Here is a 14,959-nt window from a genome sequence, read left to right on the forward strand (position 1 = left end):
CGGTAACAGACCCGCTTACATCCTCTGACAGTTTTCCCTGAGCGCCGCGGGTCCGGAAAACGGAGTCCGCGGCGCTTGCACGAAAGAGACCGCGAATGGCATCTGCAGCAGAGCAAATGGCGGCGAACATGAGCTGGGGCGCCTTCGGGAAGGCGACCGAGCTCCGCGGCCGCATCCTCTTCACCCTCGGGCTCCTCATCGTCTATCGCCTGGGCACCTACATCCCGGTTCCCGGCATCGACGGTGGTGCGCTGCGCGACTTCATGGAGCAGGCGTCGACCGGCATCGGCGGCATCCTGAACATGTTCACCGGCGGCGCCATCTCGCGCATGGGGATCTTCGCCCTGGGGATCATGCCCTACATTTCGGCCTCGATCATCGTGCAGCTTCTCACGGCGATGGTCCCCCAGCTGGAACAGCTGAAAAAAGAGGGGGAGCAGGGCCGCAAGAAGATCAACCAGTACACCCGCTACGGCACGGTGTTCCTGGCGACGTTTCAGGCCTATGGCCTTGCCATGAGCCTCGAGGCGGGCGACCTGGCCCACGATCCGGGCTGGTTCTTCCGAGCCTCGTGCATCATCACGCTGGTCGGCGGCACCATGTTCCTGATGTGGTTGGGCGAGCAGATCACCCAGCGCGGCATCGGCAACGGCATCTCGCTGATCATCTTCGTGGGCATCATCGCCGAGGTTCCGGCGGCGCTGGCGCAGTTCTTCGCCTCTGGCCGCTCGGGCGCGATCAGCCCGGTCGTCATCGTCGGCGTGCTTCTGATGATCGTCGCCGTGATCGCCTTCGTGGTGTTCATGGAGCGCAGCCTGCGCAAGATCCACATCCAGTACCCGCGCCGGCAGGTCGGGATGAAGGTCTATGACGGCGGCTCCAGCCACCTGCCGATCAAGGTCAACCCGGCGGGCGTGATCCCGGCGATCTTCGCGTCGTCCCTGCTTCTTCTGCCCACCACGCTGGCCACTTTCAGCGGCGGACAGACGGGTCCGGTCATGTCCACGATCCTGGCCTATTTCGGGCCGGGGCAGCCCCTGTACCTTCTGTTCTTCGGGGGCATGATCGTCTTCTTCACGTACTTCTACACGCACAACGTGTCGTTCAAGACGGACGATGTCGCGGACAACCTGAAGAATCAGAACGGTTTCATCCCCGGCATCCGCCCGGGCAAGCGAACCTCGGAGTACCTGGAATACGTGGTCAACCGCGTGCTGGTGCTGGGCTCGCTCTACCTTGCGGCGGTTTGTCTTCTGCCCGAGATTCTGCGTTCACAGCTCGCCATTCCCTTCTATTTTGGCGGCACCTCTGTTCTGATCGTGGTCTCCGTCACGATGGACACGATCCAGCAAGTGCAGTCCCACCTTCTGGCGCACCAGTACGAGGGGCTGATCGAGAAATCTCAGCTGCGCGGCAAAAGACGCGGCAAGAAAGGGACAGCAAGACGATGAACATCATCCTCCTCGGCCCCCCGGGTGCCGGCAAGGGAACGCAGGCCAAGATCCTCTGCGAGGAGCGCGGGATGGTTCAGCTTTCGACGGGCGACATGCTGCGCGAGGCGCGGACCAGCGGAACCGAGATGGGCAAGAAGGTGGCCGAGGTGATGGACCGCGGCGAACTCGTCACCGACGAAATCGTCATCGGCCTGATCGAAGAGCGGCTGGACGGGAACACCGGCAGCGGCATCATCTTCGACGGCTTCCCCCGGACGCTGGCCCAGGCCGACGCGCTGGACGACCTTCTGGCCCGCCACGGGCAGGCGCTGTCGGCCGTCATCGAGATGCAGGTGGACGACGAGGCGCTGGTGCGGCGCATCACCGGCCGCGCCACCTGCGCCAAGTGCGGCGAGGTCTACAACGACGAGACCAAGCCGATCCCGGCGGACGGCAAGTGTGCGAAGTGCGGGAGCACCGAGTTCAACCGCCGGGGCGACGACAACGAGGAAAGCCTGAAGCAGCGGCTGATGGAATACTACAAGAAGACGTCGCCGCTGATCGGTTACTACCACGCCAAGGGCAAGCTCGCCCCGGTCGACGGGCTCGGCGAGATCAACGAGGTCAAGGCGCGCATCGCCCGCGTTCTCGAGGAGGCGTAAACCTCCTCTTGACGCCAAGGCGAATCCCTCTTACACGGCGGCTTCTCTTGCGAGACTCGCAGTCGGTGAGGGGGGCGTGCGCCCCGGCCGATCCATTGAATTCAGCAGCAGCCCGTGGCGGTCATGCCTCGGGCTTCCGTTGTGAAAAAAGGTTCCGGCACTACGGAACCGCAACGAAAGGAAGATATCGACGTGGCACGTATCGCCGGCGTTAACATCCCCACCGCCAAGCGCGTTCCCATCGCGCTCACCTACATCACCGGAATCGGCCCGTCGTCGGCCCGTACGATCTGTGACGCCGTCGGCGTCGACCAGACCCGCCGGGTGAACGAACTGTCCGACTCCGAAGTGCTCGCCATCCGCGAACACATCGACGCCAACTACACGGTCGAAGGCGACCTGCGCCGCGAAGTGCAGATGAACGTCAAGCGCCTGATGGACCTGGGCTCCTACCGTGGCCTGCGGCACCGCCGCAACCTCCCCGTGCGCGGCCAGCGCACCCACACCAACGCGCGGACCCGCAAAGGCCCTGCGAAGCCGATCGCCGGCAAGAAGAAGTAAGGGAGGTCAGATACCATGGCACGTGATCGTCGTACCGCAGGTAAGAAGAAGGTCTCGAAGAACATCGCCGCAGGCGTGGCGCATGTGAACTCGTCCTTCAACAACACCAAGATCCTGATCTCGGACGTGCAGGGCAACGCCATTTCGTGGTCGTCCGCCGGCACCATGGGCTTCAAGGGCTCGCGGAAATCCACGCCCTACGCCGCCCAGATGGCCGCCGAGGACGCGGGCAAAAAGGCGCAGGAACACGGTGTCCGCACGCTCGAGGTCGAGGTGCAGGGTCCGGGCTCCGGCCGCGAGAGCGCTCTGCGCGCCCTGGCCGCCGTCGGCTTCAACATCACCGCGATCCGCGACGTGACCCCCATCGCGCACAACGGCTGCCGCCCGCCGAAGCGCCGCCGGGTCTGATCGGGTCGAATACCAATAGCACGGACCGTGGCCGCGCGCCGCGGTCCGCGCCTGTCATTTCAGAACCTCGGGTGGCCCTCGTCTCGGACATGGACGTCGGCCTGGAATTGAGGAGACACGCATGATCCACAAAAACTGGCAGGAACTCATCAAGCCGACGCAGCTCGAGGTCAAGCCGGGCAACGACCGCATGCGTCAGGCGACGGTTGTTGCCGAGCCGCTCGAGCGGGGCTTCGGCCTGACGCTGGGCAACGCGCTGCGCCGCGTGCTGATGTCGTCCCTGCAGGGCGCCGCCATCACCAGCGTGCAGATCGACAACGTCCTGCACGAGTTCTCGTCCATCGCCGGCGTGCGCGAGGATGTGACAGATGTCGTCCTCAACCTCAAGGGCGTGGCCATCCGCATGGAAGTCGAGGGGCCCAAGCGCCTGTCGATCTCGGCAAAGGGTCCGCAGGTCGTCACCGCTGGCGACATCTCGGAATCCGCGGGCATCGAGATCCTGAACAAGGATCACGTCATCTGCCACCTTGACGAAGGTGCCGACCTGTTCATGGAACTGACCGTGAACACCGGCAAGGGCTACGTCTCGGCCGACAAGAACCGCCCCGAGGATGCGCCCATCGGCCTGATGCCGATCGACGCGATCTATTCGCCGGTCAAGAAGGTCAGCTATGACGTGCAGCCCACTCGTGAGGGCCAGGTGCTGGACTACGACAAGCTGACGCTGAAGCTGGAAACCGACGGCTCGGTCACCCCCGAGGACGCCGTGGCCTATGCCGCGCGCATCATCCAGGACCAGCTGTCAATCTTCGTCAACTTCGACGAGCCCGAGGCCGCCGGCCGCGCGGACGAGGACGAGGGGCTGGAGTTCAACCCGCTCCTGCTCAAGAAGGTCGACGAGCTCGAGCTTTCGGTGCGGTCCGCAAACTGCCTGAAGAACGACAACATCGTCTACATTGGCGACCTGATCCAGAAGACCGAGGCCGAGATGCTCCGGACCCCGAACTTCGGCCGCAAGTCGCTCAACGAGATCAAGGAAGTGCTTTCGGGCATGGGCCTGCACCTCGGCATGGACGTCGAGGAATGGCCGCCGGAGAACATCGAGGATCTGGCCAAGAAGTTCGAAGACCAGTTCTAAGACCGGTGCGTAACGAGCACGCACCCTGCCGACGTAGGGTACGTGCTCACACGCATCGAACCACCCGGGTCCAGCGACCCCAAGGAGAGCCGGTGACACGCATCGCCGGCCGGACAAAGCAAAACGCGATTAGGAGATAGAAAATGCGTCACGCCCGCGGATACCGCCGCCTCAACCGCACCCACGAGCACCGCAAGGCGCTTTGGGCCAACATGGCCGGCTCGCTGATCGAGCACGAGCAGATCAAGACCACGCTGCCCAAGGCGAAGGAACTGCGCCGCATCGTCGAGAAGCTGATCACCCTCGGAAAGCGCGGCGACCTGCATGCCCGCCGTCAGGCGGCCTCGCAGCTCAAGCAGGATGCCTATGTCGCGAAGCTGTTCGACGTGCTGGGCCCGCGCTACAAGGATCGCCAGGGCGGTTACGTCCGCGTCCTGAAGGCCGGGTTCCGCTACGGTGACATGGCCCCGATGGCGATCATCGAATTCGTCGACCGTGACGTCGACGCCAAGGGCAAGTCCGACCGCGAGCGCGTCGCCGCCGAAGAGGCCGAGGCGGAGTAATTACCGCCCGTCATCGACGGACCGATCCAAAGCCCCGCCGGTCAGGCGGGGCTTTTTCCGTTTTCAGAGATGGTGTCGACGGTTTGGGCCACCTTGCTGCGGAATTCCGCCAGCCTGGCCGCGTCCCCGCTCAGGTCGCTGGCGCGCAGGAAGGCCACGATCTCGTCCTGCACGGACGGGGGCAGGTCGCGCAATATTTGTTCAAGCCCCTCGGCGGCGTATTCTTTCGGCACACGGAACTCCTAAATAACGAGTCAAGCGGGTGCCGGACAATGCGCACCGATTCGTTCAACGGCTGAATGAGGGTCCGGTTCCCACCAAGAACGGATCCCCGGGATGACGGCCCACACGAACCATGACGAACACCGCCTCGGCCGCTGGCTGAACGAACTTCGACGGCTCGCTCCAAGCGGGTATGCGCTCGCGCTCCACATCCGCTTCGCCTCGGCCCAGATGATGTTCGTGACCTATCCGCAGGAGTGGGTCGAGCAGTATACCGAGAGCGACTACCTGCTCTGCGACCCCACCATTTCATGGGCGCTCGGGCAGCAGGGGATGTGCCGCTGGAGCGGCCTGGCCTATCCTGACCCGCATAACGTCATGGGACAGGCGCGGGAGTACGGGCTGATCTACGGCTTCACCGTGTCGCACGGCCCCCGGTCGTCGCGCAGCGTCGGAAGCTTTGGGCGGGCCGACCGCGAGTTCACGGACGAAGAGATGGCGCGGATCGCGCAGATCGTGGCGCAGCTGCACGACGCGGCCACGCCGCCGGAAAGCCTGACGCCGGCGCAGCGGAACGCGCTCAAGCTGGTGGCCTCCGGCGCGCGGTACGCCGAAGCGGCCGAGCGGCTGGGCATCTCGGAAAGCGCGTTCAAGGCGCGGCTCAAGGCGGCGCGCGAACGGCTTCTCGCGCGGACCACCGCAGAGGCGATCCAGCGCGCGCAAGAGCACAAGCTGCTCTGACCCGCCGCTTCCCTCGCCCGGCGTCAGCGCCTAGATAAGGCCCATGGCCGACCTCTTCGATCCCGCCCCCGGCGCCCCCGCCGCGCCCGCCCATGACACTGCGCCGCGCCCGCTGGCCGACCGGCTGCGCCCCCGCGCGCTGGCCGAGGTCATCGGGCAGCCGCAGGTGCTGGGGCCTGACGCGCCGCTGACGACGATGCTGGCCTCGGGCGCGCTGTCCTCGCTGATATTCTGGGGGCCGCCGGGCGTCGGCAAGACGACCATCGCGCGGCTTCTGGCCTCGGAAACCGATCTGCACTTCGTCCAGATCAGCGCGATCTTCACCGGCGTACAGGACCTCAAGAAGGTGTTCGAGGCGGCGAAGATGCGGCGTGCGAACGGGCAGGGGACGCTTCTGTTCGTGGACGAAATCCACCGCTTCAACAAGGCGCAGCAGGACGGCTTCCTGCCGCACATGGAGGACGGGACGATCCTGCTGGTCGGGGCCACGACCGAGAACCCGTCGTTCGAGTTGAACGCGGCGCTCCTGTCGCGCAGTCAGGTGCTGGTGCTCGAACGCCTGTCGCTCGCCGACCTCGAACTGCTGGCGCAGCGGGCCGAGAAGGAGCTGGGCCGCAAGCTGCCGCTCGACGGCCCGGCGCGCGAAGCGCTGCTGGAGATGGCGGATGGCGATGGCCGCGCTCTGCTGAACCTGGTCGAGCAGGTGGCGGCGTGGAAGACGGACGCCAAGCTGGACAAGACGGCGCTGACGACCCGGCTGATGAAGCGGGCGGCGAAATACGACAAGTCGGGCGACGAGCACTACAACCTCATCTCGGCACTGCACAAATCGGTCCGGGGCTCGGACCCGGACGCCGCGCTCTACTGGTTCACCCGGATGCTCGAGGGAGGGGAGGACCCGCGCTATCTGGCCCGCCGCATCACGCGCATGGCGGTGGAGGATATCGGTCTGGCCGACCCGCAGGCCCAGACCCAGTGCCTGCACGCGTGGGAAACCTACGAGAGGCTCGGCAGCCCCGAGGGCGAACTGGCGCTGGCGCAGGCGGTCATCTACCTCGCGCTCGCGCCGAAATCGAACGCGGGCTACGCCGCCTACAAGGCCGCCCGCGCCGCCGCCCGCAAGACGGGAAGCGAGCCGCCGCCCAAGATCATCCTGAACGCGCCGACGGGGCTGATGAAGGAACAGGGCTACGGCGCCGGCTACGCCTATGACCACGACGCCGAAGATGCGTTCTCGGGGCAGAACTATTTCCCGGACGGCATGAAGCGTGGGGTCTATTACCTGCCGGTCGAGCGCGGGTTCGAGCGGGACCTCAAGAAGCGCGTCGAGTGGTTCGCCAAGCTTCGCGCCAAGCGGCAGGACGGTTGACATCGACCGCCTCGCCCACAAGAGAGTGCCCATGATTTCCACCGTCCTCCAGGTCGCGCTCGGCGGGGCCGTCGGCGCGTCCGCCCGGTACCTGACCGGCATCGGAGTCGTGCGCTTGTTCGGCCACGGCTTCCCGCTCGGCATCCTCACGGTGAACGTGCTCGGCTCGTTCCTGATGGGGATCTTCGTCTCGCTCGCGGCGCAGCGGGGCCTCACGCACCTGTCGCCGCTGGTGATGACCGGGTTCCTGGGCGGGTTCACCACGTTCTCGTCCTTCTCGCTCGACACGATCACGCTGATCGAGCGGGGGCAGGTGGCGGCCGCGCTGCTTTATGTCGGCCTGTCGGTCGTCGTGTCGCTGGCGGCGCTGGCGGCGGGAATGGTTTTGACACGAGGAGCCTTCGCATGAGCGGCGTCCAGACACTCACGGTCGGCCCGGACGAGGGCGATCAGCGCCTCGACCGCTGGTTCCGCCGGCATTTCCCGCACGTCCCGCAGGGCCGGGTCGAGAAGATGTGCCGCAAGGGCGAAATCCGCGTCGATGGCGGCCGCGTGAAGGGGGCGACCCGGCTGGAAGCGGGACAGACCGTGCGCGTCCCGCCGCTCCCCGATGCCGCCGCGCCCGCGCCGGACCGGCCAAAGGTCAGCGACGCGGATGCCGAGATGATCCGCCGCGCCGTCATCTACCGTGACGACCACGTGATCGCGCTGAACAAGCCGCCGGGCCTGCCGACCCAGGGCGGCAGCAAGCAGACACGGCATGTCGACGGCCTCGCCGAGGCGCTGCGCTTCGACTACGACGAGAAACCGCGGCTTGTGCACCGGCTCGACAAGGACACGTCGGGCGTCCTGCTGCTGGCCCGCACCCGCGCGGTGGCCGGCGCGCTGACCGAGGCGTTCCGCGCCCGCGAGACGCGCAAGATCTACTGGGCTGCCGTCGCCGGCGCGCCGCAGCCGCGCATGGGCACGGTGCGCTTCGGACTGGTCAAGGCGCCGGGGCACGGCGCGAAGGGCGAGGCCGAGAAGATGCTGTGCATCCACCCCGACGCGGTGGACGACACGCCCGGGGCGAAGCGGGCGACGACCGACTACGCCGTGCTGTCGAACCTGGGCACGCGCGCCTCGTGGGTCGCGCTGGTGCCGGTGACGGGGCGCACGCACCAGCTTCGCGCGCACATGGCGGAACTTGGGCATCCCATCGTGGGCGACGGCAAGTACGGCGGCTCGGGGCAGGAGAACCTGGGCAGCGGCTGGGGCGCGCAGCTGGGCGGAGAGATCAGCCGCAAGCTGCACCTCCACGCCCGCTCAATCCGCCTGCGCCACCCGGTGACCGGCGCAACGCTGAACCTGACCGCGCCGCTGCCCGAGCACATGCAGCGCACCTGGGACGCGCTGGAATGGCGCGCGGGCGACGTGCCCGACGATCCGTTCGAGGAGGAGGCATGAGCCTCACGCTCGTCATCTTCGACGTCGACGGCACGCTCGTCGACAGCCAGGCGCAGATCACGGCCTCGATGCAGGGCGCGTTCGTGGCCGAAGGGCTGAAGCCGCCCTCGCGCGCCGCCGTCCTGACCATCGTCGGCCTGTCCCTGCCGCAGGCCATCGCGCAGCTTGCGCCGGGGCAGGGCGCGGCGACGGTCGCCCGGCTGGTCGAGGGGTACAAGGACCACTACACCCACCTGCGCGCCAACGATCCGCAGGCAGGCGGCTCGCCGCTCTTTCCCGGCGCGCGCGAAGCGCTGGAGCGGCTGGCGCAGCGGGACGAGGTGCTGCTGGGCGTCGCCACCGGCAAGTCCCGCCGCGGCTTGACGCACGTGATCGAGACGCACGACCTGGCGCACTTCTTCCTGACGACGCAGGTGGCCGACGACCACCCGTCGAAGCCGCACCCGTCAATGATCCAGGCCTGCATGGCCGCGACCGGAGCCGAGGCGGCGCGCACCGTCATGGTGGGCGACACGAGTTTCGACATGGAAATGGGCCGCGCCGCCGGCGTCCGCTGCCTGGGTGTTGACTGGGGCTATCACCCGCGCGTGCAGCTTCAGGCGGCGGGGGCCGAGAGGATACTGGACGACTTCGCCGCGCTCGACGCGGCGCTCGACGAGATGTGGGAGATCGCGTGATGGCTGACTGGGCCGCCAAACGCTTCTGGAAGGACGTGACCGTGCACGAGGAGCCCGAGGGCTTCTCGGTCCGGCTGGACGGGCGGCCGGTGCGCACGCCGGCCAAGACCCCGCTGGTCGTGCCGACCCGCCCGATGGCCGAGGCCGTTGCCGGCGAATGGGACGCGCAGGACGAAAAGATCGAGCCGCTGAAGATGCCGACCACCCGCTCGGCCAACGCCGCGCTCGACAAGGTCGCGCCGCAGCGGCAGGCGGTGGTCGAGATGATCGCCGCCTTCGGCGAAACCGACCTTCTGTGCTACCGCGCCGAGACGCCCGAGGCGCTGGCCGAACGCCAGGCGCAGGCGTGGGACCCGCTGCTCGACTGGGCGGACGAGACGTTCGGCGCGCGCCTGACGCTGGTGGCGGGGGTCATGCCCGTGGCGCAGCCGGCCGAGGCGACGGCGCGGCTGACGCGGCAGATGGAGGGGATGAGCGATTTCCACCTCGCCGCTTTCCACGACCTCGTCGGGCTGACCGGCTCGATGGTGCTGGGGCTGGCCGTGGCGCAGGCGGTGCGCACGCCCCAGGAGGCCTGGGACCTGTCGCGCATCGACGAGGACTGGCAGGCCGAGCAATGGGGCCGCGACGCCGAGGCCGAGGCCTTCGCCGAGCAAAAGCGCGACTCCTTCCTGCATGCCGAGCGGTTCTTCCGGCTGGCAGAACGCTGAATTCCTGTGCATTCCTTCTGTTAACCTTAAGACATGCCGCTTCTTTCGTGGGCACAGGCCACGAACGCGGCCTTGACCTGTGCGCAACTCTGCGACCACACTTGCCCGCGTTCGGGGCAACGTCCCAGAACAATGCGACTTCGGTCCGGGGAGGGCCGGGAAGAACCGCCCGCACGGGCGGCAAACTCAGGAAGAGGTAAACATGAAGAAAACGGCTTTTCTCGGTGCGCTGACGGTATCCGGCCTGGTGGCTGGTGCGGCCGCCGCCGCGACGCTTGAGGACGTGCAGGAACGTGGCAACCTGAACTGCGGCGTGTCGACGGGCCTGCCGGGCTTCTCGGCCCCGAACTCCGCCGGTGAGTGGGAAGGCTTCGACGTCGCCGTCTGCCGCGCCGTCGCCGCCGCCGTCCTGGGCGACCCGACCGCCGTCGAGTTCGTGCCCACGACCGGCCAGACCCGATTCACGGCGCTGGCCTCGGGCGAAATCGACATGCTGTCGCGCAACACCACCTGGACGTTCAGCCGCGACAACGACCTCAAGTTCGAATTCGTCGGCGTGAACTACTACGACGGCCAGGGCTTCCTCGTGCCCAAGGCGCTTGGCGTGACCTCGGCCAAGGACCTCGACGGCGCCACCGTCTGCATCCAGACCGGCACCACGACCGAGCTCAACCTCGCGGACTTCTTCCGCACCAACAACATGGACTACGAGCCGGTCCCGATCGAAACCAACGCCGAGGCGCAGCAGCAGTACCTTGCCGGCGCCTGTGACGTGTACACCACCGATGCCTCGGGCCTCGCCGCGACGCGCGCGACGTTCGAAACCCCGAGCGACCACGTCATCCTGCCCGAGATCATCTCGAAAGAGCCGCTGGGCCCGCTGGTCCGTCACGGCGACAACGAGTGGGGCGACATCGCCCGCTGGACGCTGAACGCGCTGATCGCCGCGGAAGAGTACGGCATCACCTCGGCCAACATCGACGAGCTGGCCGAAGGCACCAACAACCCCGAGATCAACCGCATCCTCGGCACCGAGGGCAACCTGGGCGAGATGATCGGTCTCGACAGCGATTGGGCAGTGCGCGCCATCAAGGCGGGCGGCAACTACGGTGAGCTGTTCGAGCGCCACATCGGCGAGTCGACCCCGATCGGCCTGGCACGCGGCCTGAACGCGCAGTGGACCGAGGGCGGCCTGCTCTACTCGCCGCCGTTCCGGTAAGATCACACTCCGGAAGGGGCGCGGCATGACCGCGCCCCTTCTTCGATAAAGACAAGGGCACACAAGACCCGAGATACGAATTCGGCACGCCTGGGGCGGAGACCGAACAAGGGGGTACATCCGGTATGAGCACACTTTCGGAGCCACCGAAGGAGTCGTTCCGGCTGAGCATGCTGATCTACGACACGCGGTACCGGTCGCTGACCATCCAGACCGTGGCGATGATCCTGCTCGTCCTGATGATTTCATGGTTGGTGTCGAACACGGTCCAGAACCTCGAGAACCTGGGCAAGGACTTCGACTTCGGCTTCCTCGGCCAGCGCGCGGGTTACGACATCAACCAGCGGCTCGTCGAATACACGTCGCAAAGCACCCATGCGCGCGCCGCGCTGGTGGGCATCCTCAACACAATCCTCGTCGCCTTCCTCGGCTGCGCGCTGGCCACGATCCTGGGCGTGATCGCGGGCGTCCTGCGGCTGTCGAAGAACTGGCTCGTCTCGCGCCTGATGGCGGTTTACGTCGAGGGCTTCCGCAACGTGCCGCTGCTTCTGTGGATCATCGCGATCTTCGCGCTGATGACGGAAAGCACGCCGATGCCGCGCGACTTCCGCGAAGGCGGTGACGCGTCGATGCTGTTCGGCTCGATCGCCATCTCGAACCGCGGCGTCTATGTTCCGGCCCCGGTCTGGGGCGAGGGCGCGTCGTTGTTGATCGGCGTCTTCGTGATCTCGCTGATCGCCATATGGGCCTTCCGCCGCTACGCCCATCGCCGGCAGGAAGCGACGGGCGACATCCTGCCCGTGTTCCGTGTGTCGCTGGCGCTCTTCTTCATCCCGGTGCTCCTCACCTACTTCGCCATCGCCTTCGCCAACGGGCGGACGGAACAGGCGATCCTGGCCACGGGCGGCGAGGCCGGCCTGACGCTGACCGAGTATGCCGAGTCGCAGGAATCGCTGAACGTCTGCCTGATCCCCGGCACCACGACGGCGCTGAACCTGGAAAAGACGCTGCGCGGGGCCGACGTGCGCTACAACGCGGTGCCGTTCAACGACGAGGGCCAGGCGCTGGAAGGGTTCCAGGTCGGCGACTGCAACGTGCTGAGCGTTCCGGCCACCCAGTCCGACCCGATAATCGCCGAGGCCGAGGGCGGCTTCGCCCCGGTGCCGCTGGTCGAAACCATCCGCCGCGGCAACGCGCTGGAGTTCGAGCAGCCGTATCTGGGCGGCTTCAACTTCGACGGCGGCATCCACCTGCGCAACTCGCTGATCGCCCTGTGGCTGGCGCTGTCGCTCTATACCGGCGCCTTCATCGCCGAGATCGTGCGCGGCGGCATCCTGTCGGTGTCGAAAGGCCAGACCGAGGCGGCGTATGCGCTGGGCCTGCGTCCCAACCGGACGATGAACCTGGTGATCCTGCCGCAGGCGATGCGGGTGATCATCCCGCCCCTGATCTCGCAGTATCTCAACCTGACGAAGAACTCGTCGCTCGCCATCGCCGTGGGCTACATGGACGTGCGCTCGACCTTGGGCGGCATCACCATCAACCAGACGGGCCGCGAGCTTGAGGGGATGCTGCTGCTCGGCCTGTTCTACCTGGTGCTGAGCCTGCTGATCTCGGGCGCGATGAACTTCTACAACAGCCGCGTCAAGCTGAAGGAGCGGTGAGATGAGCGATACACACGCACAGACCGTCCGCTTCGTCCGCGAGTCCATGCTGCCCGAGCAAGAGCCGCCGCTGGCCGAGTCGGGGGTGCTCAAGTGGGTGCGCGAGAACCTGTTCTCGGGCTGGCTGAACATCCTGCTCACGGTGCTGTCGCTGGCCTTCATCTGGTTCGTGCTCAGCCACCTGCTGCCGTGGTTCCTGAACTCGGTCTGGTCGGCCGGCTCTCTGTCCGAGTGCCGCGAGATCCGAGACGAGGTCTTCGGCCCCGACGCCTCGTCGGCCTGCTTCGCAGTGATCACCGACCGCTGGCACCAGCTGGTCTTCGGCTTCTACCCGCCCGAATTCTACTGGCGGCCCATCGTGGCGCTGCTGCTGTTCCTGGCGGCCATGGCACCGGTGCTGTTCGCGGGTATTCCGCGCAAAGCGCTGTGGTTCAGCGCGGCGGCGCCTTTCCTGATCTACTTCGTCCTGTGGGGCGGCACGATCTGGGGCCCGCTCGCCGTGGCGCTGGGCTTCGTCGTGGGCTACGCGACCTTCGTCGGCCTGTCGCGCTTCAACGCGCTGCTGGCCACGCTCGGCGCCATCGTCGTGCCGATCCTCTACTGGCTGTTCGTCGCCGGGCCGCTGGCCGGCGCGCTGGCCTCGGTCCTGCCCATCGGGCTGACCTTCGTGCCCTCGGACGATTTCGGCGGCTTCCAGCTGTCGTTCATCATTGGCATGGCGGGCATCCTTCTGTCGCTGCCGCTGGGCATCCTGCTGGCGCTGGGGCGTCAGTCCAACCTGTTCATCATCAACAAGACGTCGGTGGCGTTCATCGAGATCATCCGCGGCGTGCCGCTGATCGTCTGGCTGTTCACCGCGTCGCTGCTGCTGAACTACTTCCTTCCGCCTGGCACGAACTTCGACCTGATGCTGCGCGTCATCATCATGGTCACACTCTTCGCCTCGGCCTACATCGCCGAGGTCGTGCGCGGCGGGCTCGCCGCGCTGCCCAAAGGCCAGTACGAGGCCGCGGATGCGCTGGGGCTGGATTACTGGCGGTCCATGCGGCTGATCATCCTGCCGCAGGCCCTGAAAATCTCGATCCCCGGGATCGTGAACACCTTCATCGGCCTGTTCAAGGACACAACTCTGGTCGTCTTCATCGGCCTTCTCGACCCCATCGGCCTGTCGAACGCCATCCGCGCCTCGACCGAATGGAATGGCATCTACTGGGAGCTGTTCGTGTTCATCGGGCTGATGTTCTTCATCTGCTGCTTCAGCATGTCCCGCTACTCGATCTACCTGGAGAACAAGCTCCAGCGTGAGCACCGTTAAGGAGAGACGTCCATGACAGACGCCGCCCCCGCCACCCCGCTTGAGACCCAGCGCGAGATCGACCGCAGCCACATGACTGTGTCGGACGAGGTCGCGATTCAGATCAGCGGCATGAACAAGTGGTACGGATCGTTCCACGTGCTGCGCGACATCAACCTCACCGTCTATCGCGGCGAGCGGATCGTGATCTGCGGGCCCTCGGGCTCGGGCAAGTCCACCCTGATCCGGTGCCTCAACCGCCTGGAAGAGCATCAGCAGGGCGAGATCGTCGTCGACGGAACCGAGCTGTCGAACGACCTCAAGAACATCGACAAGATCCGGTCCGAAGTCGGGATGGTGTTCCAGCACTTCAACCTGTTCCCGCACCTCACCATCCTGGAAAACTGCACGCTCGCCCCGATCTGGGTCCGCAAGGTCCCGAAGAAAGAGGCCGAGGAAACGGCGATGCACTTCCTCGAGAAGGTGAAAATCCCCGAGCAGGCGCACAAGTATCCCGGCCAGCTTTCGGGCGGCCAGCAGCAGCGCGTGGCCATCGCGCGCTCCCTCTGCATGCGGCCGCGCATCATGCTGTTCGACGAACCGACGTCGGCGCTCGACCCCGAGATGATTGCCGAGGTGCTCGACACCATGATCGAACTCGCCGAGGAAGGCATGACCATGCTCTGCGTGACCCACGAGATGGGGTTCGCGCGCAAGGTCGCCAACCGGGTGATCTTCATGGACCAGGGCCAGATCGTCGAACAGAACGAGCCCGAGGAGTTCTTCAACAATCCGCAGAGCGACCGGACCAAGCTGTTCCTGTCGCAGATCCTCGGCCACTAGGGCCGGGGT

The 14,959-nt window shown here is 66.4% G+C and carries 17 protein-coding genes; 16 read left to right on the forward strand and 1 reads right to left on the reverse strand.

Translation table 11 applies throughout. The features are described 5' to 3' along the window. Positions 1-95 precede the first annotated feature (95 nt). The 6 genes from secY (at position 96) to rplQ (ending at position 4,765) form a co-directional block, all read left to right on the forward strand. Positions 96-1,451: a preprotein translocase subunit SecY gene (secY, locus tag BM162_RS14230; RefSeq protein ID WP_093423276.1), complete on the forward strand. Its 1,356-nt coding sequence runs from the start codon at positions 96-98 to the stop codon at positions 1,449-1,451. Next, the gene (locus tag BM162_RS14235; protein WP_093423279.1) at positions 1,448-2,095 is read left to right on the forward strand and encodes an adenylate kinase; all 648 of its coding nucleotides are present in this window, start codon (positions 1,448-1,450) and stop codon (positions 2,093-2,095) included. The genes secY and BM162_RS14235 overlap by 4 nt, the downstream gene beginning before the upstream one ends. A 192-nt stretch (positions 2,096-2,287) precedes the next feature. Further along, positions 2,288-2,656 (forward strand): 30S ribosomal protein S13, encoded by a 369-nt coding sequence (gene rpsM, locus BM162_RS14240; protein ID WP_093423282.1) that lies wholly within the window; start codon positions 2,288-2,290, stop codon positions 2,654-2,656. A gap of 15 nt (positions 2,657-2,671) precedes the next feature. Next, on the forward strand, positions 2,672-3,064 hold the full coding sequence (rpsK, locus tag BM162_RS14245) for a 30S ribosomal protein S11 (protein ID WP_093423284.1): 393 nt from the start codon (positions 2,672-2,674) through the stop codon (positions 3,062-3,064). Between the two features lie 121 nt (positions 3,065-3,185). Then, the gene (locus BM162_RS14250; protein ID WP_093423287.1) at positions 3,186-4,202 is read left to right on the forward strand and encodes a DNA-directed RNA polymerase subunit alpha; all 1,017 of its coding nucleotides are present in this window, start codon (positions 3,186-3,188) and stop codon (positions 4,200-4,202) included. 143 nt (positions 4,203-4,345) lie between these two features. Next, complete coding sequence (gene rplQ, locus BM162_RS14255; RefSeq protein ID WP_093423290.1) at positions 4,346-4,765, forward strand: 50S ribosomal protein L17; 420 nt, start codon at positions 4,346-4,348, stop codon at positions 4,763-4,765. 41 nt (positions 4,766-4,806) lie between these two features. Here rplQ and BM162_RS22420 read toward each other — a convergent pair whose 3' ends face one another. Beyond that, a complete protein-coding gene (locus tag BM162_RS22420; RefSeq protein WP_143096162.1) occupies positions 4,807-4,998 on the reverse strand; it encodes a hypothetical protein in 192 nt (63 codons plus the stop codon). Between the two features lie 103 nt (positions 4,999-5,101). Here BM162_RS22420 and BM162_RS14260 point away from each other — a divergent pair, with 103 nt between their 5' ends. The 10 genes from BM162_RS14260 (at position 5,102) to BM162_RS14305 (ending at position 14,950) form a co-directional block, all read left to right on the forward strand. After that, the gene (locus BM162_RS14260; protein WP_093423293.1) at positions 5,102-5,728 is read left to right on the forward strand and encodes a helix-turn-helix transcriptional regulator; all 627 of its coding nucleotides are present in this window, start codon (positions 5,102-5,104) and stop codon (positions 5,726-5,728) included. Between the two features lie 43 nt (positions 5,729-5,771). Beyond that, positions 5,772-7,097: a replication-associated recombination protein A gene (locus BM162_RS14265; protein WP_093423296.1), complete on the forward strand. Its 1,326-nt coding sequence runs from the start codon at positions 5,772-5,774 to the stop codon at positions 7,095-7,097. 31 nt (positions 7,098-7,128) lie between these two features. Then, positions 7,129-7,506, forward strand: a complete 378-nt coding sequence (gene crcB, locus BM162_RS14270) for a fluoride efflux transporter CrcB (RefSeq protein ID WP_093423299.1) — start codon at positions 7,129-7,131, stop codon at positions 7,504-7,506. Continuing rightward, positions 7,503-8,543, forward strand: coding sequence for an RluA family pseudouridine synthase (locus BM162_RS14275; protein ID WP_093423302.1), 1,041 nt, complete (start codon positions 7,503-7,505; stop codon positions 8,541-8,543). The genes crcB and BM162_RS14275 overlap by 4 nt, the downstream gene beginning before the upstream one ends. Continuing rightward, complete coding sequence (locus BM162_RS14280; RefSeq protein WP_093423305.1) at positions 8,540-9,220, forward strand: HAD-IA family hydrolase; 681 nt, start codon at positions 8,540-8,542, stop codon at positions 9,218-9,220. The genes BM162_RS14275 and BM162_RS14280 overlap by 4 nt, the downstream gene beginning before the upstream one ends. Beyond that, positions 9,220-9,930, forward strand: coding sequence for an ATP12 family chaperone protein (locus BM162_RS14285; protein WP_093423307.1), 711 nt, complete (start codon positions 9,220-9,222; stop codon positions 9,928-9,930). The genes BM162_RS14280 and BM162_RS14285 overlap by 1 nt, the downstream gene beginning before the upstream one ends. Positions 9,931-10,132: 202 nt before the next feature. Further along, on the forward strand, positions 10,133-11,149 hold the full coding sequence (locus tag BM162_RS14290) for an amino acid ABC transporter substrate-binding protein (protein WP_093423310.1): 1,017 nt from the start codon (positions 10,133-10,135) through the stop codon (positions 11,147-11,149). Between the two features lie 125 nt (positions 11,150-11,274). Then, complete coding sequence (locus BM162_RS14295) at positions 11,275-12,813, forward strand: ABC transporter permease subunit (protein ID WP_093423313.1); 1,539 nt, start codon at positions 11,275-11,277, stop codon at positions 12,811-12,813. Position 12,814: 1 nt separating this feature from the next. Then, positions 12,815-14,128, forward strand: coding sequence for an amino acid ABC transporter permease (locus BM162_RS14300; protein WP_093423315.1), 1,314 nt, complete (start codon positions 12,815-12,817; stop codon positions 14,126-14,128). 12 nt (positions 14,129-14,140) lie between these two features. Further along, positions 14,141-14,950 carry an amino acid ABC transporter ATP-binding protein gene (locus BM162_RS14305; protein WP_093423318.1) on the forward strand — a complete coding sequence of 270 codons (810 nt, stop codon included), beginning with the start codon at positions 14,141-14,143 and terminating at the stop codon, positions 14,948-14,950. Positions 14,951-14,959: the final 9 nt, after the last annotated feature.

Origin of the sequence: Tranquillimonas alkanivorans (assembly GCF_900115595.1) — a bacterium.
Taxonomy (GTDB): Bacteria; Pseudomonadota; Alphaproteobacteria; order Rhodobacterales; family Rhodobacteraceae; genus Tranquillimonas; species Tranquillimonas alkanivorans.